Below are 19852 nucleotides of genomic sequence, written 5' to 3' on the forward strand. Positions count from 1 at the left end.
ACCACGATCGAGCTGGTGACGCCGGTGGCGTTGTTGTCCGGGATGTTGACGTCGGTGCCGTTGGCGTAGGTCTGCACGCCGCTGGCGCCGACGGTGACGGTCGCGGTCTTGGTGTTGCTGGCGCCGCCGTTGTCGGTGACGGTCAGGGTGACGGTGTAGGTGCCGGCCGCGGCATAGGTCTTGCTCGGGCTGGTCGCGGTGGAAGTGGTGCCGTCGCCGAAGTTCCAGCTGCGCGAGGCGATCGAGCCGTCGCTGTCGGTCGAGCTGTCGGTGAAGCTCACCGTCAGGCCGCTGGCCGAAGAGGTGAAGTTCGCCACCGGCGGCTGGTTCGACGGCGTGCCGCCCGAATCCAGGCCGTCGACGAACTGCGCGCCGGTGCCGCCCGCGTCGAGCCAGTCGCTCAGGCGCGTGGCCGCGGTGCCGCCCCCGGTCCAGGAGGTGAACACGCGGCCGTAGTAGTCGGCCTTCTGCTCCTGCGGCACGGTGCAGCTCGACGGGCCGCCGTGCAGTTGGCCGATCACGCGCTTGTCCGGGCTGTACAGCGGCGAGCCGGACGAACCCGGCTCGGTCACGCCGCGGTTGACGCCCCACTTCACGAACAGGTGGGTGCCGTTGGCGACCGTCGGCGGGTTGTAATCGGCGCCGCCGTAGCCGGTGAAGCGCGAGGCGCTGTCGGAGAAGCTGATGCGCTTGTCGGCGACGTTGGGATGGTGGATGGCGATGGAGTTGGGATAGTTCTGGTCGCGGCGGTCCCAACCGGCCCAGTACAGGTTGTAGGCGGGATTGGCCGCGGTGTTCAGCTCGAGCAGGGTGAAGTCGGACGCGGCGTTGGTCGCGCGCAGGGTGGCGCCGGTCTGCGACTGCGACAGCGAGCCGTCGCCGTCCGCGCCGCTGGCGGCCGAACCCGGCGTGCGGCAGGTCGAGTTCTGATAGTTCCAGTACACCACCATCGAGTTGTTGACCGAGGCGCTGGTCATGCCGCAATGGTTGGCGGTCAGGAAGTACATCTTCTTGTCGTTCGCGGTGTTGTTGACCAGCGAACCGGTGCACCACATCGTGCCCTGCTTCGAATACGCGCCGACCGCGCGGATGATGTCGCGGAAGCCGTTGCCTTCCGGGCAGACCACGTCGATCTCGCAGCTGCCCGAGGCGGCCTTGGTGCCGGCCTGCTGCTGCGCGCCGCGCACCAGCTTGCCGAAGCCGACGTAATCGTGGTTGACCTTGGCCAGGTGCAGCTTGAGCTGGCCGAGCCTGGCCTTGGGCACCACCACCTCGATCACCGCTTCGTCGCCGACCACCACCGGCGTCCACAGCTCGCCGAAGGCGTTGTTGTCGGCGCTGGTGAAGCTGCGCACGCGGCCGGCGGCCGAGCCCGGCGCCTGGTCGGCCGGGTAGATCAGCATGCGCGCGCCTTCGGGCAGCTTGAACTGATCGAAGTGGAAGTTCAGCGACAGCGCGTCCTTGGATTCGATGCGGGTGCGCCAGATCGCGGTGTCGGCGTCGAGGTCTTCCCAGGCGCCGTCCTTGAGCGTGTCGATGTCCACCGCCAGCGCGGTGGCGAAGCGCGGCACTTCGTTGCGCGCGTTGCGCTTGACGTCTTCGGCGCGCAGCTTGGCGACGTCCACGGCGGGCATGACGCGCAGGGCGATGCGGTCGACTCGGGCCAGGCGGGCGTGGTCGAACGCGGCCGGGCGCAGGGCGGGCGCGGCCAGCGCGCTGCCGATGGACAGGGCCAGCAGGCCGACAGTGAGAGTGATGCGTTTCATGGCGTGTTTCCGTCCGGATGGGAGGATGACGAGGGCGCCGCGCGAGCGCGGGCCGGCGATGAAGCAGCGATGGGGCATGGGTGACGAGGGCATTGCGGGGTTGCGCGGATCGGTGTTTGCTCGATGCGGTGTTGCTCGAAGCGGTGTTGCTCGAAGCGAGGTGCTGTTCGAATCGGGGGTTGCCCGAATCGACCGGTTTCAAGCGGCGTTGCGGGCGACGCGGCGGGGCGGACGCGCCCGGTCCGAGGCTGAACCGGGCGCGACCGCGTCCGCGACGGCCCGCGTCCGGGCCGCCGTTGCATCGTCGCGTCGCGTTGCTTCGGTTATCGAAGCAGCGCCGGGGCGTTGCCCTGCCCCCAGCGCATGAGCCCGGCAGCGGATACCGCCGGGCGGTGTTGCCGGCCTCGCGGCCGCACAGCGAACGCGGGCCGCGGGCGCCGCCGTTGCGGCGCCCGCGGCGGCACGATCAGAACGTGACGCTCCAGGCGTTGATGTAGCCGGTGTCGGCGGCGGCGCGGTCGGCGACGCGCAGCTTCCAGCTGCCGTTGAGCGCTTCGCTCGACAGATTCACCGTGTAGGTCTTCTTGATGTTGTCGGCGCTGCCGCCGGTGCGGTTGTGCAGGTTGTAGACGCTGCCGTCCGGCGCGATCAGATCGACGATCAGGTCGCCCTGGTAGGTATGGACGATATCGACCGCGACCTGCGCATTGCCCGGCGCGTTGCCGCTACGGCCGCTGACCGAGATCGAGCTGCTCACGCCGGTGGCGTTGTTGTCGGGAATGTTGACGTCGGTGGTGTTGCTGTAGGTCTGCACGCCGCTGGCGTTGACGGTGACGGTCGCGGTCTTGCTGTGGGTGGCGCCGCCGTTGTCGGTGACCGTGAGCTTGACCGTGTACGTACCCGCCGCACTGTAGGTTTTGCTCGGATTGGTCGCGGTCGACGTGGTGCCGTCGCCGAAGTCCCAGCTGCGCGAGGCGATGCTGCCGTCGCTGTCGGTGGAGCTGTCGGTGAAGTTCACCGTCAAACCGTTGGCCGACGAGCTGAAGTTGGCCACCGGCGCGGCGTTGCCGCCCGGCGCGCCGCGGAACGCCGCCACCGCGGCCTTGGTCTGCACCAGCACGCGCTGGTTGTGGTTGCGGTCGGCGGTGCCCATCGCCACGCCGTTGTAGGTCACGTCCGGGTTCGACCAGTAGTTCAGGCGCGGGCAGCCGCCGCTGCAGTTGTAGGCCATGATCGTGCGCCACTTGCTGCCGCTGGCCGGCTCGTAGCGATAGCCGTGGCCGTAGGCGTAAGGCGTGTTGGTCGGGTCGGCGGCGGGATCGTGGCGCGCCGACAGCAGGTGGCCGATTTCGTGGGCGAAGCTGTAGTAGCCGGTGGCGCAGTCGTAATGCACGGTCGCGAACGCGGTCGCCGCGGTCGAGCCGATGGAGTGCGCGAGGCCGCAGTTGCCGGCGTCGTCGATGATCAGCACGCTGACGTCGGCGGCGTTGGCGTCGCGGCTGGCGTGGATGTCGTCCATGTAGCCGTCGCTTGGATCGGCGAAGCGTTCTTCGTCGGTGAAGTGGCCGTCGCCGGCCGAGGTGTATTCGACGGTGCGGTAGTTGGCCAGTTCCAGTTGGATGCCGACGTTGGAGTTGGCGTAGCCCTGGTTGCTTTCGGCGATGGCCAGGTCGACCAGCGCGCGCATGTCGCCGCCGTAGGCGGTCACCGCCTGGTTGGTGGCGACCACCTGCACGCGGATGGTCGCGGTCGCGCCGGGATCCACCGCGGCGGGGCCGACCGCGGCGATAGCCGCCTGGGTCGCCGAACGCATGTCGATCTGCGGCAGGTCTGAATCGCGATAACCGGCCGGGTGATCCGGCGGCATGCGGCTTTCGTCGACCTCGACCACGGCGTGGCTGCCGTCGGCGAGCGGACGGATGCGGTACAGCCGGCCGTCGATGCGCACGTTGCCGGTGACTCCGTCGCCGCGCCGCACCAGCGCGACCGAGTTGCGCTCGTCGCGGCGCACTTCGCGCGCGTCGTGCGCGGCCTTGCGCGGGTTTTCCTTGAGGTGGCCCAGCCACACCGTGCCGCCGTCGCCGGTGTCGCGGGCGCTGTCGAGCACGGCGTTGACGAGGTTCGCGCCCAGGCGCAGTTCGATCTCGCGCGTGGCCTTGGAGACCAGCGCGGCATCGGCGCGCTTGAGCTGCAGCGAAGCGGTCGCGGGCGCCGCGGCCAGGCGACGGGCTTCGCCCGCGGCGGCCGATTGCGCCGACGACGCGGCGGCGACGCCGGCGCGCGCGGCGGGCGCGTCGCCGACGAACAGCGGTTGCGCGGCGAAGGCCGGCAGGAACGCCGGCAATACGGCGAATCCGGACAACAGTACGGCGGCACGCGCGGCGTGGCGCGCGCGCAGGCGTGAGGTAGTGCGCATATTGTTCAACCCCCGAGGTCGAAGGCCGCGTCGCGGCCGAAGAGGATGGTGCGGCGATGGCGCCGGTGCGTCGCCCGCGCGCGTGGCCTGCTGCGCGTGCGCGTCCGGTCGTATGCGGATCGGATCGTCGCTCCGTCCGCATCACGACGCTAACGGCATCGGCCCAGCCCCGGCAATGCTTCGCAAGCGCTTGCGGCGGCCACCTTCGTGATGCCGGTCATGCATCGAAAAACTGCCTTCGAACTGCGGTTTTTTACGTCTTAACCGGTGATACGGACGCAAAAAAACCCCGGCGTTGGCCGGGGTTTCGGACGGCGGCGATGCAGGTCGCAGGTTCGCAGGTCCGCGCCGGCGGCGAGACGCGCCGTCAGCGGCGCAGTCGCCGATCCCTGCGAACGGCGCCGGCGCTTATTTGTCCACCGGCGCCGGCTGGCGAATGATCGGCCCGAGCGAGATGTGGTTGTCCGGCTCGATGAACTGCACGTCCGGATCGGCGGCGAACGCGTTCATCAGCGCCACCGCCTCGCCGCGGTCGAGCGCCGGGCTGACGCTGAAGACATCGGCGTTGATGCCCATGCGGTGCTTCCAGGTCAGCGCGAGCCCGCGCTTGCCGAACTGCGCGGCGGTGCGGTCGAGCCGCGGCTGCACGGCGCCGACCTGCTTGAGCGGCTGGGTACCGTCGCGGTACTTGACGATGAACTGGCCGAACGGCCCGGCGCCGACGGGTTCGCCGACCTCGGCCTTGGGTTGGTTCGGATCGGCGGCGGCGCGGTCGGAGGGCATGGGCTGGGGCTCCGGTGTGGGGGCGACATCGACCGAGGCTTCGCTCGGCAGGTTCAGGTTCGGCACGGCCTTCGGCGCGGGCGGCTTGGCGGCGTCGGACGAGGCGTTGCCGGAGGCCATGCAGGCGCCGACCGCCAGGCACAGCGAGACGGCGATGGCCGCGGGGACGAGGCGGCGGGACAGGGGCGACATGCGGGCGACTCCTTCGGTGAGGAATGGTCTGCAACGCGCCAAGGCGCGCGACGGGGTCGATAGTAGCGGTTCGTGCGCCGAACCGAGCCTGAAACCGCCGCGAGCGCCCCTGCCCTCGCACTGCTGTCCGTGAACGCGAACGTGCAGCGGCGGTGCGTGAGAAAACGCCGCACCGACCGAGCCGGCGGGCTGCGTGGTGCATCATGGTGCGGAGCAACAATCCACGGATGTTCGGATCGGCAAAAGAAAACCCCGGCACAGGCCGGGGTTTTCATCGAAGCTACGGCGGGTACCGCTTAGAACGTGATGCTCCAGGTATCGATGCGCCCGGTATCGCCGTTGGCGTTGTCGTTGACCCGCAGCTTCCAGTTGCCGTTGAGCGTCTCGCTCGACAGGTTCAGCGTGAAGGTGCCGCTGAGGTTGGGCGTGCTGCCGCCGGTGCGGTTGTGCAGGTTGTAGAGGCTGCCGTCCGGCGCGACCAGGTCGACCTTGAGGTCGCCGCGGTAGGTGTGGACGATGTTGAACGACACCGAGGCGTTGGCCGGCGCGTTGCCGCTGCGGCCGGTCACCGGAATGACGCTTTCCACCGTGGTGTTGTCGCCGATCGCCACGTCGTTGCCGTTGCTGTAGGTCTGCGTCCCGGTGCCCGGCCCCGGGCCGGTCGAGCCGCCGGCGGCCGCGACCGCCGCGGCGGCGTCGATCAGGCCCGCGCCGCAGCCGCCGGAGCAGTTGCTGGTCGAGATCGGCCGGGCGGTGCTCTTGAGGATCTGCTCGACCTGGGCCGGCGTCTTGCCCGGCGCCGCCGACAGGATCAGCGCGGCCACGCCGGCGGCGTGCGGCGCCGCCATCGAGGTGCCCTGCTCGTAGCGGTAGCCGTTGTTGCGCCAGGTCGAGAGGATGCCGTTGGAGTCGTTTTCGACCGACTGCGCGCCGCCCGGCGCGGTGATGTCCATGGTCGCGCCGAAATTCGAGTAGTACGAGCGCGCGCCGTTGCGGTTGCTCGCCGCCACCGACACCGCGTTGTCGCAGCTGGCGGGGGAGAAGTTGGCGACATTGCTGTTGCTGTTGCCTGCGGCGACGATCACGGTCGAGCCGTTATTGGTCGCGGTGTTGATCGCGGCCTGATAGGCCGGCGTCTGGGTGCAGGGCCTTCCGCCGCCGAGCGAGAGATTGATCACTTCGGCCGGGTTGGCATTGGCCGGCACGCCCGAAACGCTGCCGCCGGAGGCCCAGACGATCGCGTCGGCGATATCGGAATCGGTGCCGACGCCGTCCTTGCCGAGCACGCGCAGCGGCACGACCTTGGCGTTGAACGCCACGCCGGCCACGCCGGTGCCGTTATTGGTCACCGCCGCGATCGTGCCGGCGACATGGGTACCGTGCATGACGTCGGAGACGTCGGTGGGATTGGCGTCGCGGCCGTCGCCGTCGTCGGACCGGCCGCAACCCGGCGTCACGCCGGCGTTGCGGCAGTCGGCGTCGGGGAACCCGGTGACCGAGCTGACGAAATCGTAGCCCGGCAGGATGTTGGCGTTGAGATCGGTATGCGAGGCGATGCCGCTGTCGATCACCGCCACCACCACGCCGGCGCCGGTGCTGGCGTTCCAGGCGGTCGGCAGGCGGATGCCGGCGGCGCTGTCGGCGTAATGCCACTGCTGCGCGAAGCTGGGATCGTTCGGCGTCATCATCATCCGGCTCATGCCGTCGAGCTGGACGAATTCGACGTTCTCGTCCGCGGCGATCTGGCGCATCAGCGCGGCGGCCTGGGCGCGGTCGAGCGCGCGGTCGGAGGTCACCACGCGGGCGCCGGGCATGATCATCGCGCGCAAGGTGCGCAGGCCCACGCGCTGGCCCGCGGCCGCGCCCGGCAACGCGGCGCGCTGGGCGGCGCGGTCGAGGGCGCCGCTGAGCGACTTGGGATTGCCGGCCGGCGCGCTGCCGCTGCGGAACTTGACGATGAACTGGCGGTTGCCCTGGTCCTGCAGATTGCCCAGATAGACCTGGCCGGCGAAGGCCGGCGCGGACACGGCCGCGAGCGCGAGCGCGGCGGCGAGTGCGTTGAAGCGAACGGAGCGGACTTGCATCGTGTTTCTACCCCCAAAGAGCTGAAGAACGAAGAGACGACCGTGGAGCGCGCGAGCGGATGCGGCTGCGCGCGCGCGGCTACGGCGCCGGGCCGGCCGGATCGCTGTCGCGCGATCTCGGTTGCGTTTCAATCTAGGAGCAAGCGCGCGGGCGGCATCGTCCGCGATGTTTCGCTGGAGCAGGAGAATCGGGCGCTCGCTCACGTCTTGCGCCTTTTAGGACGAGTCCTAGAAGCGCAACGGTTCGCCGCCTTCCGCTACCGGCGGCGGCGCGCGGTTGCGCTGCTCCAGGCGCGTTCCGTTCCGGCCCCGGGACACCGGCGCACGCGCTGCGTTGCGTCAAGCGCTGCAAGTCCGCCGCCCCGCCTTCGCGACCGCGCATGCGTAACCGGCGCGACAGGCGGACAGGCAACGAAAAAGCCCCGGCCGGAGCCGGGGCTTGGGATCGCATCGGCGAACGCCAACGCACTCAGAAGGTGACGCTCCAGCTATTGATGTAACCGGTGTCCACCGCGGCGCGATCGGCCGCGCGCAGCTTCCAGGTGCCGTTGAGCGCTTCGCTCGACAGGTTCACCGTGTAGGTCTTCTTGATGTTGTCGGTGCCCGAGCCGGTGCGGTTGTGCAGGTTGTAGACCGAGCCGTCCGGCGCGATCAGATCGACGATGAGATCGCCCTGGTAGGTATGGACGATATCGACCGCGACCTGCGCGTTGCTCGGCGCGTTGCCGGTGCGGCCGGTGACGCTGATCGAGCTGGTGACGCCGGTGGCGTTGTTGTCGGGAATGTTGACGTCGGCGCCGTTGGTGTAGGTCTGCGGCCCGCCGCTGCTGCCGACGGTGACGGTCGCGGTCTTGGTGTTGCTGGCGCCGCCGTTGTCGACCACGGTCAGCTTGACGGTGTAGGTGCCGGCCGCGCTGTAGGTCTTGCTCGGGTTGGTCGCGGTCGACGTGGTGCCGTCGCCGAAGTCCCAGCTGCGCGAGGCGATGGTGCCGTCGCTGTCGGTCGAGGTGTCGGTGAAGCTCACCGTCAGCGCGCTGGCGGAGGACGAGAAGTTCGCCACCGGCGCCTGGTTAGACGGCGTACCGCCAGCCGCGGCCACCGCCGCCGCCGCGTCGACCAGGCCCGAGCCGCAGCCGCCGGAGCACTTGCTGGCGGCGATCGGACGCGCGGTGCTCTGCAGGATCTGCAGGATCTGCGCCGGCGTGCGCGGGCTCGCCGCGGCCGCCTGGATCAGCGCGGCGATGCCGGCCACGTGCGGCGCCGCCATCGAGGTGCCGGCCATCGGGCCGTACGCGTTGCCGCTCACCGTGGAGATGATGCCCTCGGTCGAGCTCGGCCCGAAGATGCCGTTCTCGCCGCCCGGCGCGGTGACGTGGATGGTGGCGCCGTAGTTGGAGTACGAAGCGCGCGAACCGGCCTTGTTGCTGGCGGCGACGCGGATCACGCCGTTGCAGCTGGCCGGGGTGAAGCCGGCGACGTCGACGTTGTCGTTGCCGGCGGCGACGACCACGGTCGAGCCGTTGGCGATCGCGGTGTCGATCGCCGCCTGCCACGCCGGCGTGTCGCTGCACGGCGCCGGGCCGCCGAGCGAGAGGTTGATGATCTCGGCCGGATTGGCGTTGGCCGGAACGCCCGGCACGGTGCCGCCGGAGGCCCACACCACCGCGTCGGCGATGTCCGAATCCGAGCCGAAGCCCTGGTTGCCGAGCGCGCGCACCGGCACGACCTTGGCGTTGTAGGCCACGCCCGCGCCGCCGGCGCCGTTGTTGGTCACCGCCGCGATGGTGCCGGCCACGTGGGTGCCGTGGACGATGTTCGACGAGTCGTTGGGATTGGCGTCGCGGCCGTCGCCGTCGTCGGACTTGCCGCAGCCCGGCGACGCGCCGGCGTCGCGGCATTCGGCGTCGGAGAAACCGGTGGTCGACGAGATCATGTCGTAGCCCGGCAGGATGTTGGCGTTGAGGTCGGTGTGCGACAGGATGCCGCTGTCGACCACCGCGACCACGATGCCGGTGCCGGTGCTGGTGTTCCACGCGGTCGGCGCGCGGATGCCGACGGCGCTGTCGGCGTAATGCCATTGCTTGCTGAAGCTGGGATCGTTCGGCGTCGCCAGCGCGCGGCGGATGCCGTCGACCTGGACGAACTGCACGTTCGGGTCGGCGGCGATCTGGCGCATCAGCGCGGCGGCTTCGTCGCGGGCGAGCGCGCGGTCGGAGGCGATCACGCTGGCGCCGGGCACCAGCATGCGGCGCACCTGGTGCAGCCCCACGCGCGCGCCCTTCGACGCGGCCGGCAGCGTCAATTTGGCCGCGGCGGCGTCGAGCGAGCGGCTCAACGCGACGCCGCCGCTGGCGGCGGCGCTGTCGGTCTTGTACTTGACGATGAAGCGGCTGTAGCTGCCGCCGGCCTTGAGCGCGCCCAGATGGGCGTCGCCGGCGAACGAAGGCGCGGCCAGTGCGGACAGGGCGAGCGCGGTGGCCGCGGCGAGCAGTTGCGGACGGTGCTGGCGAACGGAACGGAACGACATGGTGTAACCCCTCAAGGTAAGCGCCGCGAGGCGGCGAAAAGAACGTTCCGGCGCACCGTCGTGGCGGCTGCGGCGGCGGAATCGCTGCGAAGGGCGCGCGTGGGGGATCGCGTCCGGGGCACACGCTATCTGTGCAGTAAAAGCGCGGAAAGGTGCGCCGACCCCGGTTTGTCCGCGAGTAATCGATGTCGATCACAGTACGCGCATTGGTAATGAACGCGAGGCGCGCAAGCGTGCTCACGACCGTCGCACGAGCATATTTTTTACGCTTTTCACGCATCTCAAAAACACCGAGATGTCCGATCTGCCACCTGTAGGAGCGGCGCAAGCCGCGACCGCGACACCACCCGCTCGCGCCGAAACCCTCGCCGTAGCCGCGATGTCGCGGTCGCAGCTCGCGCAGCTCCTACAGCCGCCCCGGCCACCACGCGATCCACCTGTAGGAGCGGCGCAAGCCGCGACCGCGACACCGCGCTTACGCCGAAGCCGCCACGCACGCGCGAAACAACGCCCGCAACCCTCCAGAACGAAAAAGCCCCGGCCGAAGCCGGGGCTGCGATCGCTTCGCTCGACGCGGCCGTGCCGGCCGCGCGGCCAGGATCAGAACGTGACGCTCCAGCTGTTGATGTAGCCGGTGTCCACCGACGCGCGATCGGCCGCGCGCAGCTTCCAGGTGCCGTTCAAGGCTTCGCTCGACAGGTTCACCGTGTAGGTCTGGACGATGTTGTCGGTGCCGCCGCCGCTGCGGTTGTGCAGGTTGTAGACCGAACCGTCCGGCGCGATCAGGTCGACGATCAGGTCGCCCTGGTAGGTGTGGACGATGTTGACCGACACCTGCGCGTTGCTCGGCGCGTTGCCGGTGCGGCCGGACACCACGATCGAGCTGGTGACGCCGGTGGCGTTGTTGTCCGGGATGTTGACGTCGGTGCCGTTGCTGTAGGTCTGCGTGCCCGGGTTCGGGTTGCCGCCGCCGAGCGAGTCCAGCGCCGCCTTGGCGTCGACGATGCCGGTGCCGATCGGCTGGTCCGGGGTCGCCGGGAACGCGCGCGCGGTGGTCTTGAGGATGGTTTCGATTTCCGCCGGGGTCTTCGGCGTCGTCGCCTTGGCCTGCAGCAGCGCGACCACGCCGGCCACGTGCGGCGTCGCCATCGAGGTGCCGCCGTAGGAGGCGTAGCTCTCCGAACCCGGCGTGGTGGTGCCCGAGTTGAGCGTGGACAGGATGTTCGAACCCGGCGCGGCCACATCGACCACGGCGCCGTAGTTCGACTTCTGCGTGCTGCTCCACACCGAACGCTTGCCGGCGCTGTCGACCGCGCCGACCGCGACCACGTTGTTGCAGTTGGCCGGACGCGCGTTGGAGGCGTTGACGTTGCCGTTGCCGGCCGCGACCACCACGGTCACGCCGCGCGCCACGGCGCCGTCGATCGCCGCCTGGTAGGTCGAGCCGCAGGTGCCGCTGCCGCCGAGCGACATGTTGATGACTTCGGCCGGATTCGGATTGGCCGGGACGCCCGACACGGTGCCGCCGGAGGCCCAGGTGATCGCGTCGGCGATGTCGGCCAGGGTGCCGCCGCACTTGCCGAGCACGCGCACCGGCACGACCTTGGCGTTGTACGCGGTGCCGGCCACGCCCTTGGCGTTGTTGGTCACCGCGGCGACGGTGCCGGCGACGTGGGTGCCGTGCCAGCTGGAGTTGCTGCTGTAGGTCACGCCGCACTCGCCGGCGCTGAACCAGTCGCCCTGGTCGGCCGGATCCGAATCGCGGCCGTTGCTGTCGCGCGCGGCGGTCGAATCGCTGATGAAGTCGTAGCCGGGCAGGATGTTGGCGTTGAGGTCGCTGTGGCTGGTGATGCCGGTGTCGATCACCGCCACCACCACGCCGGTGCCGGTGCTCACGTCCCAGGCCTGCGCGGTGTTGATGCCGGACGCGCCGTAACCCCACTGCTCGCCGAAGCGGGTGTCGTCGGGGGTGAAGAACGCGGTCATCGGCGCGTTCTTTTCCACGTATTCGACGCTCGGGTCGGCGGCGATCTGGCGCATCAGCGACTCGGCTTCGGCCGGGTCGAGGCGGCGGCCGGCCTGGACCACGTCGGCGCCGGTGCCGATGCGGCGCAGGTGCTTGAGGCCGAGCTTGGCGCCCTTGCCGGAGAAGCCGGCGGCGGCCGCGTCGAGCGCGCGGTTGAGGCTGGCGGCGTTGCTGCGCTCGGCGGTGCCGGCGGCGTACTTGACGATGAACTGGTTGTTCTGGTCGGCGTTGGCCAGCGCGGCGAGATTGATGCGGTCGGCGGCCGAGGCCGACATCGCGATGCACGACAGCGCGGCCACGGTGGCGGCGGCGAGCGCGTGCTGGCGCAGCGCGCCGTTGGAGCGGTAGGACATGGTGGAACCCCCAAAACGAAGTGCCGCGATGCGGCGTTCAACGCGCGGTGTTCGGGCGGCCACGTCCGTGTCGGCTTGCGCCAGCGCCCACGCTGTTTGTGTACGGACTCGGTGTTTTCCCGGCCCGCGTTAACACGCTACGTATGCAACAGAACCACCAACAAGATGGATAGAACCCTCATCGTGCGCCGGACCCGCGATAGGCATCACACATTTGGATTTCGGTCGCTTCGCACAGGGTGGAAGCGCGGCCTCGCTGCGTCCGCCGTGCGGGTTTCACAGCTCGGACGCGAGCGCGCCCGCGGGCAAAGAAAAACCCCGGCCGACGCCGGGGTTTTTCGTGACGCGCATCGCAAGCTGCGAGGTTTAGAACGTGAGGCTCCAGCTGTCGATGCGGCCGGTGTCGACCGAAGCGCGGTCGGCGGCGCGCAGTCGCCAGGTGCCGTTCAAGGCTTCGCTCGACAGGTTCACCGTGTAGGTGCGGTTGATGTTTTGGGTGTTGCCGCCGGTGCGGTTGTGCAGGTTGTAGACCGAGCCGTCAGGCGCGATCAGATCGACGATGAGATCGCCCTGGAAGGTGTGGACGATGTTGACCGCGACCTGGGCGTTGCTCGGGGCGTTGCCGGTGCGGCCGGTCACGCTGATCGAGCTGGTGACGCCGGTGGCGTTGTTGTCCGGGATGTTGGCGTCGGTGCCGTTGCTGTAGGTCTGCACCCCGCCGCTGCTGCCGACGGTCACGGTCGCGGTCTTGGTGTTGCTCGCGCCGGCGTTGTCGACGACGGTCAGCTTGACCGTGTACGTCCCGGCCGCGCTGTAGGTCTTGCTCGGGCTGGTCGCGGTCGAGGTGGTGCCGTCGCCGAAGTCCCAGCTGCGCGAGGCGATGGAGCCGTCGCTGTCGGTGGAACTGTCGGTGAAGCTCACCGTCAACCCGTTCGCCGAGGACGAGAAATTCGCCACCGGCGCCTGGTTGCCCGGCGTGCCGCCGGCAACCGCCGCGACCGCGGCGTTGGCGTCGACGATGCCGGCGCCGATCGGACGATCCGGCGCGGACGGGAACGCGCGCGCGGTGTTCTTCAGCAGCGCGACCATCTGCGCCTGGGTCAGCGGCGTCGCCGCGGCCGCTTGCACCAGCGCGGCGACGCCTGCCACGTGCGGCGAGGCCATCGAGGTGCCGCTCAGCAAGCCGTACTGGTTGTTGGCGCCGTTGAAGCCGTTGACCGTCGAGAGGATGGCCGAACCCGGCGCGGCGACATCCACGCGCGCGCCGTAATTGGAGAAGGAAGAGCGCGCCCCGGTATCGGTGACCGAACCGACCGAGATCACCGAGGTGCAGTTGTTGAGCGTATAGGTGTTGGCGTCGGCGTTGCTGTTGCCGGCCGCCACCACCACGATGGTGCCGCGGCTGATGGCGAAGTTGAGCGCGTCGCGGGTGCCGTTGTCGCAGGTGGCCGGGTTCTGGCTGCCCAGGCTCAGGTTGATCACGTCGGCCGGATTGGCGTTGGCCGGAACGCCCGGCACCGAACCGCCGACCGCCCAGGTGATGCCGTTGATGATCGCCGCGCTGCTGCCGCGCGGGCCGTCGAATACGCGCACCGGCAGGATCTTGGCGTTGGGCGCGGTGCCGGCGACGCCGACGCCGTTGTTGGTCACCGCCGCCACCGTGCCGGCGACGTGGGTGCCGTGGAAGCTGGCGGAGCTGGTCGGGTCGCTGGGGTCGTTGTCGTTCTGGGCGAAGTCCCAGCCCGGCAGCAGGTTCGCGGCGAGGTCGGCATGGCGGTTGACGCCGGAGTCGATCACGCCGACCACCACGCCGGCGCCGGTGCTGCGGTCCCAGGCTTGCTCGGCGCGCAGGCCGCCCGGGCCGTTGCCGAAGCCGTACTGGCGCGAATATTCAGGATCGTTCGGCGCCGCGTACAGCACCATTTCGCGATCCACTTCGACGTATTCGACGTTCGGGTTCTCGGCGATCTGGCGCATCAGCGCCTCGGCCTCGGCCGGCGCGAGCTTGCGGTTGCTGGTCACCAGCTCGGCGCCCAGCGCCAGCGCCTGGGCGCGACGCAGGCCGATCGCCGGCGGCGCCTTGGCGCCGCTGCGGCTGTTGAGCCCGATCAGCCGGCCGGCGCTGTTGGCCGCCGCGCTCAGCGAGCGCTGCAGTTCGCTCGCGTCGCGTCGCTCGACGCTGTCGCTGCGGAACTTGACGATGAAGCGGTCGGTCGGCTGGCCCGACGCCAGCGCGCTGGTGTTGACGCGCAGGTACTGGATCGGGCCGGCCGCGGAGGCGGTCGCGGCGAACAGCGAGGAAACGGCGAAGGCGGTGGCGACCGAAAGCGTGCGCAAGCGCAGAGGACGCGAAGCATGACGGGGCATCGGACTTTCCTTTCGAACGAGAGGGCCGCAGGCGCGGCGAGTGCGGCGCGCGGCCGGCGTCGCCCCGGCGACGCCGGCGAACGGCATGGCGAGACCAACGCGACCGGCGACGCGGCGTGCACGCCGCGGGTGGGCGGCGCGGGAAGCAGCTTGGCCTCCCGTCGCGCGCGCTCGGCCGACGAACGCGAACGCGGTCACATCCGTTCTTGTGCGTTGATACGTGGGTTTGCGCTTTTTAGGACGTGTCCTAGATCTACAGGTGCGGATCCACAGGTGGGGATCGGCAGGTGCGGATCGACTGGGTGCGGATCGGAAGATGCGGATCGACAAATGCCGATCGGCAGGTGGCGGATCGTCGCGTGCGAGTCCCGGATGCGGATCGCCGGACGCGAATCGTCGACAAGCATCGCAGGCCGCGCTGGCCGAGCGCGATCTAGGGCAACGAATCGGCTGGCGCGCATACTGGCGCGCATGCAGGCAGGACGCGACGAGCCGGTCCATCTGCGCTCGTCGCCGGCACCCGGCATCTCGGAATACGCCTCGCGGGCGCGCATCGCCGCGTCGCAGCGCCGGACGCGGATCGCCGAGACGTGCTGCCCAACCCGCCGCCCGGCGTACGCGACGGCCGTCGCGTCGCAGGCCGCAGCCGGCCGCTTACAGCATCCCGGTCTCGAGCCGCGCCGCCTCGGACATCATGTTGCGGTTCCACGGCGGGTCGAACACCAGCTCGACGTCGGCCTCGGCCACGGTCGGGATCATTTCCAGCTTGCTGCGCACGTCGTCGACGAGGATGTCGCCCATGCCGCAGGCCGGCGCGGTCAGGGTCATGCGCACCTCGACCGTGCGCTGGCCGTCGTCGCGGTGCTTGACCGCGGCTTCGTACACCAGGCCCAGCTCGACCACGTTGATCGGAATCTCCGGGTCGAAGCAGGTGCGCAGCTGCTGCCACACCAGCCGCTCGACCGCCTCGTCGTCGGCGCCCTCGGGCAGTTCCAGCGGCTCCGGCGGCTCCTTGCCGATGGCGTCGGCGTCGCGGCCGTGGATGCGGAACAGGTTGCCTTCGACGAAGACGGTGTAGCTGCCGCCGAGCGCCTGGGTGATATAGCCCACGCTGCCCGCCGGCAGGGTGACCTGCTCGCCTTGGGGCACCATGACGACGGCGCAATCGCGCTCGAAACGGACGGGTTCGCTGCTGCGGGAATACATGCCGGGAAGATGGGGGGTGCCGGACCGCGGCACAAGATGCGCCATTCTACCGGCCGCGGGCGGCTATGCTGTAGCGCTTGCCCCCGCCCACAGTGTTCCGCCGATGACCGTCGCTCCGTCCGACCGCCCCGCCCCGCGCAGCGCCGCCGGTTCCCGCCCGGACGCCCCGCGCGCGCGCCCGGGCCTGTATTCGTGGCTGCTGATCGGCCTGGGCACGTTCGGATTCGCCGCATTCTGGGTGCTCGCCGCGCTCGCCTTCGACCGCCAGCTGGGCTGGATGGCGGTGCTCGGCGCGCTCGACATCGCCTGGATGCTGCGCCTGGGCGGCTGGCGCCCGGGCTGGGCGCGCGCGATCGCCGGCACCGCGGCGACCGCGCTGATCCTGGCGATCGCCAACTGGGGCATCGTCGCCGGCCAGCTCAGCGGCCCGTTCGGGCTGGACCTGATGTCCTCGGCCGGCAAGCTCGGCCCGAACCTGTTCTGGACCTTGTTCCATCTCGCCAGCTCCGGGCTGGACCTGGCGTTCATGGCCGCGGCGCTGGTGATCGCGGCGCTGGCGTCGCGCTGACCCCGGTCGCCTTGCGGCTGCGTATCCCCCTGTAGGAGCGGCGCGAGCCGCGACCGCGACAACGCAATCACCGCGAGGGGTGCGGCGTAGTTGCGTTGTCGCGGTCGCGGCTCGCGCCGCTCCTGCAAAAAGCGGGTCGTGTGGTTTGCGGGCTTCGGGGTGGGGCGCTTTCGTACTTCGCTTCGGTTGGTCGCGGCTCGCGCCGCTCCTACAGGTAGCCCAGGCCAGTGCGCTCAGGCCGCCGCAGGCGCAGCGGCGAAGCCGGTCTCGTGCAGGCAGGCGGCGAACAGCCGCGCGGCTTCCTCGATTTCCGCCACCGACAACGCACCGTAGCCGAACAGCAATCCGGCGCGCTGCGGCGGGTCGATGTAGCACGGCGCCACCGAATACAGCCCCAGCCCGCGCGCCTGGGCGTGGGCGAGGAAGGCCTCGCCCTCGGCCGGGCTGCGCCCGCGCAGCCACACCAGCAGGTGCATGCCGGCGCGCGAGTCCTGGATCTCCAGCGCGTCGCCGGCCAGCCGGCGCAGCGCCGCCAGCAGCGCGTCGCGGCGCTGGCGCAGAGTCTTGGCGGTGCGGCGCAGGTGCCGCTCGAAGCCGCCGTCGGCGAGGAACTGGGCCAGCGCGGCCTGCTCGATCCCGGGCGAGCCGAAATCGTCGGCCCACTTGGCCGAGACGAAGTCCTCGCGCAGCCCCGGCGGCACCACCATGTAGCCCATCCGCAGCGACGGGAACAGCACCTTGGAGAAGGTGCCGACGTAGATCGTGCGGCGCGCGTCGTCGAGCCCGTACAGCGCCGCGTGCGGCTGCGCGTCGAAGCGGAATTCGCCGTCGTAGTCGTCCTCGAAGATCCAGCACTCGTGGCGGCGCGCGTAGTCCAGCAGCGCGCGCCGGCGCGGCAGCGACATCAGCGCGCCGGTCGGGAACTGGTGCGAGGGCGTGGTGCAGATCAGCCGCGGCGGCCGCTCGGGCAGCAGGTCGGTGCGCAGGCCCTCGCCGTCGACCGGGATCGGCCGCAGCCGCGCGCCGTGGATCTGCAGCGATTCGCGCACGGCGAAGTAATGCGGGTCTTCGATCGCCGCCTCGTCGCCTTCGTCGAGCAGCACCCGCGCGGTCAGCGCGATCGCCTGCTGGGTGCCGGCGACGATCACCACGTCCTCGGGCGCGGCGCGCACGCCGCGGCGCAGCGACAGGTAGTCGCACACCGCCGCGCGCAAGGCCGGCAGGCCCTGCGAGGTCGGGTAGTTCGGCGGGGTGTAGGCGGCCGCGTGCGACAGCGCGCGCGCCCAGGCCGAGGTCAGCAGCGGATTGGTGAACGGCACGCCGTACTGGAAGCTGTGCACGGTGCCGGGCAGGCGCCGGCCGGGGATGTTGGCGTGGTCGTGATAGCGGCGCAGGCGCTGGGCGTAGGCGCTCTGCGCCGGCAGCCGCGACGGCGGCTCGCTCGGCGGCTGCGCCGGCGCGCCGGGCAGCACCACGAAGCTGCCCGAGCCGACCCGCGCCTGCATGAAGCCTTCCGCGCGCAGTTGCTCGTAGGCGGCCAGCACGGTGTTGCGCGACAGGCTCAACTGCTGCGCCAGCAGCCGGGTCGGCGGGAAGCGCATCCCGGCCGGCAGCCGGCCGGCCAGCACCGCATCCTTGAGCGAGCGGACCAATTGGCCGTGCAGCGGGCCGCGGCCGTCCAGCGGCAGGTACATGGGCGGACTCCCGATTGGCCCCGTCGCGGGCCGTTCCCGGGCGAGTGTGCCAAGCCGATCCGCGGCTGGCGAGGCGCCGCGGCCGGGCCGCGCCCGGTTTGCCGGTCCCGGCACATCGACCGCGCGAGACCGGCGCAACCGTAGCGGGCCGGCGGCGGGCGCGCGGACGCCCGCGACGCCTACTGCGCGTCCGCGGCAACGGATTGGCTCCATCGCTGCCCGGGTTATTGGCCCTCCAGATGACGGCCGCAGCTGGCTAGCTTAGGAGCCAACCGCAAGCGCGGACGCCGCCGAGGCCCTCATGAGCGTGCAACACCATCGCATCCATTTCGCCGAACGCCTGGACCTGGGCGCGCTGCCGGCCGGCGCCGGCCTGCACCTGGTCCGCGCCAGCGGCCGCGCCGTGCAGCTCGACCTGCCGCCGAACTGGCTGTCGCTGTGGCTGCCGCTGCGCGGCCCGCTGCGGCTGGAAGCCGCCGACAGCGCCTGGGACCTCGTCCCTGGCCACCTCCAGGTCTGGCGCGACAGCCGGGTGCGCAGCAGCGCGCGCGGCCCGTGCTGGTGGCTGTGCCTGTGCGGCCCGGAGTCGGCGTGGAAGCCGCACCTGGACGACGAGGCGGCGCAGCCGCAGGGCAGCGACCTGTTCCCGTGGGAAGGCGCGGCGCCGCGCGACGCCCGCCGCCTGCTGGTGCGGCTGGGCCGGCTGGCCGGCCGCGCCGAGCCGCTCAGCGCCAACGGCCCGGCCCTGCTGCGCACCCTCGGCGCGCTGCTGCGCGAGGAACAGCGCGAGCTGCTCGAACGCCTGCCGCGCTGCAGCGGCCGCACCCTGCGCCGGCGCCAGCAGACCCTGCTGCGGCTGCTGCGCGTGCAGCACCTGATCCGCCGCCATCCCGAGGTGCGCCTGGACCTGGGCCGGCTCGCGCGCAGCGCCAACTACTCGCCCTGCCACCTGATCCGGATCTACCGCGAGGTGTTCGACGAGACCCCGAGCGAATACGCCGCGCGGCTGCGCTCGGACCGCGCCTGGCGCATGGTCCGCGACACCCGCATGCCGGTGTGCGAGATCACCGAGGCGCTCGGCTTCGAAAGCCAGAGCGCGTTCTGCCGCGCGTTCAAGAACTCCTTCGGCGTCACCGCGACCCAGGCGCGCCGCGCCGAGGCCGCGCGCGGCCGCGCGGCGTGAGCGCCGCGGCCGCGCCGCATCCAGCCGCACCGTAGCGACGTATCCGTCCTGGTTGCGCCGTGGCGCGCTCGCAGCGCCGAGCCGCCCGGCGTCAATGCATCGCCCTCCATCCGGCCCCTTCACCGCCCATCCATCGCGAGTCCGCCATGACCGTCGCCGCCCGCCCCGCCCGCTCCCTGCCGCTGTGGACCCTCATCGGCGGCCTGATCGCCGCCACCCTCGATATCAGCTACGCCATCGGCTATTGGGGCATCACCAAGGGCGTGGCGGCCACGCGCGTGCTGCACAGCGTCGCCTCCGGCCTGATCGGCCGCGAGGCCGCGCTGGCCGGCGGCGCCGGCACCGCCGCGCTGGGCCTGTTCCTGCATTACTTCATCGCCGTGCTGATGGCTGCGGCCTACGCGATCGGCGCGAGCAAGCTGGCGTGGATGCGCCGGCATCCGTGGCTGGCGGCGACCGCGTACGGCCTGTGGCTGTTCGTGGCGATGAACTTCATCGTCGTCCCGCTCTCGCGCGCCGGCATGAAGGGCCTGCCGCCGGATCCGGTGTGGATCGGGCTGAGCATCGCGGTCCACGTCGTGTTCGTGGCCTGGCCGATCGCGTGGGCGGTGAACCGCGCGCTCGGCCGCGACCGCACGGGCCTGCGCTGATGCGCCGCGCACGCAGCGGGCGCGGCCCGCGCGCCGC

At 70.9% G+C, this 19852-nt stretch carries 12 protein-coding genes and 1 pseudogene; 3 read left to right on the plus strand and 10 right to left on the minus strand.

All coding sequences use genetic code 11. The annotated features are described in order from the left end of the window. From A7A76_RS25665 to sufT, 9 genes and pseudogenes are all read right to left on the minus strand, one after another. Positions 1-1766 (minus strand): PKD domain-containing protein (locus A7A76_RS25665; RefSeq protein WP_241201008.1); only part of this gene is annotated, 1766 nt, incomplete at its 3' end. A gap of 466 nt (positions 1767-2232) precedes the next feature. Next, the gene (locus A7A76_RS17115; RefSeq protein ID WP_241201009.1) at positions 2233-4182 is read right to left on the minus strand and encodes a M12 family metallo-peptidase; all 1950 of its coding nucleotides are present in this window, start codon (positions 4180-4182) and stop codon (positions 2233-2235) included. A 408-nt stretch (positions 4183-4590) separates the two neighbouring features. Beyond that, the gene (locus tag A7A76_RS17120) at positions 4591-5157 is read right to left on the minus strand and encodes a hypothetical protein (RefSeq protein WP_206412334.1); all 567 of its coding nucleotides are present in this window, start codon (positions 5155-5157) and stop codon (positions 4591-4593) included. Positions 5158-5453: 296 nt separating this feature from the next. Next, a complete protein-coding gene (locus A7A76_RS17125) occupies positions 5454-7241 on the minus strand; it encodes a S8 family serine peptidase (RefSeq protein ID WP_206412335.1) in 1788 nt (595 codons plus the stop codon). A 469-nt stretch (positions 7242-7710) separates the two neighbouring features. Continuing rightward, positions 7711-8025, minus strand: coding sequence for a proprotein convertase P-domain-containing protein (locus A7A76_RS26795; RefSeq protein ID WP_428995183.1), 315 nt, complete (start codon positions 8023-8025; stop codon positions 7711-7713). 60 nt (positions 8026-8085) lie between these two features. Beyond that, positions 8086-9768 (minus strand): annotated as a pseudogene (locus A7A76_RS17130) (S8 family serine peptidase); the annotation flags it as partial. 600 nt (positions 9769-10368) lie between these two features. Continuing rightward, entirely contained in the window at positions 10369-12147 is a 1779-nt protein-coding gene (locus A7A76_RS17135; RefSeq protein ID WP_206412337.1) for a S8 family peptidase, read from the minus strand. Between the two features lie 366 nt (positions 12148-12513). Beyond that, on the minus strand, positions 12514-14514 hold the full coding sequence (locus A7A76_RS17140; RefSeq protein ID WP_206412338.1) for a S8 family serine peptidase: 2001 nt from the start codon (positions 14512-14514) through the stop codon (positions 12514-12516). A 654-nt stretch (positions 14515-15168) separates the two neighbouring features. Further along, positions 15169-15720, minus strand: a complete 552-nt coding sequence (gene sufT / locus A7A76_RS17145) for a putative Fe-S cluster assembly protein SufT (RefSeq protein WP_064750028.1) — start codon at positions 15718-15720, stop codon at positions 15169-15171. Between the two features lie 103 nt (positions 15721-15823). On the opposite strand from sufT, the gene A7A76_RS17150 reads away from it, so the two are divergent. Next, a complete protein-coding gene (locus A7A76_RS17150) occupies positions 15824-16288 on the plus strand; it encodes a hypothetical protein (RefSeq protein WP_241201010.1) in 465 nt (154 codons plus the stop codon). A 233-nt stretch (positions 16289-16521) separates the two neighbouring features. On the opposite strand, the gene A7A76_RS17155 is transcribed toward A7A76_RS17150, so the two are convergent. Beyond that, complete coding sequence (locus tag A7A76_RS17155) at positions 16522-17982, minus strand: PLP-dependent aminotransferase family protein (RefSeq protein WP_206412339.1); 1461 nt, start codon at positions 17980-17982, stop codon at positions 16522-16524. Between the two features lie 301 nt (positions 17983-18283). Here A7A76_RS17155 and A7A76_RS17160 point away from each other — a divergent pair, with 301 nt between their 5' ends. Both A7A76_RS17160 and A7A76_RS17165 read left to right on the plus strand, forming a co-directional pair. Further along, positions 18284-19165: a helix-turn-helix transcriptional regulator gene (locus A7A76_RS17160; RefSeq protein ID WP_206412340.1), complete on the plus strand. Its 882-nt coding sequence runs from the start codon at positions 18284-18286 to the stop codon at positions 19163-19165. Between the two features lie 146 nt (positions 19166-19311). Beyond that, positions 19312-19815: a hypothetical protein gene (locus tag A7A76_RS17165; protein WP_206412341.1), complete on the plus strand. Its 504-nt coding sequence runs from the start codon at positions 19312-19314 to the stop codon at positions 19813-19815. Positions 19816-19852: the final 37 nt, after the last annotated feature.

The sequence above is a fragment of the Lysobacter enzymogenes genome, from assembly GCF_017168095.1.
Taxonomy (GTDB): domain Bacteria; phylum Pseudomonadota; class Gammaproteobacteria; order Xanthomonadales; family Xanthomonadaceae; genus Lysobacter; species Lysobacter enzymogenes_D.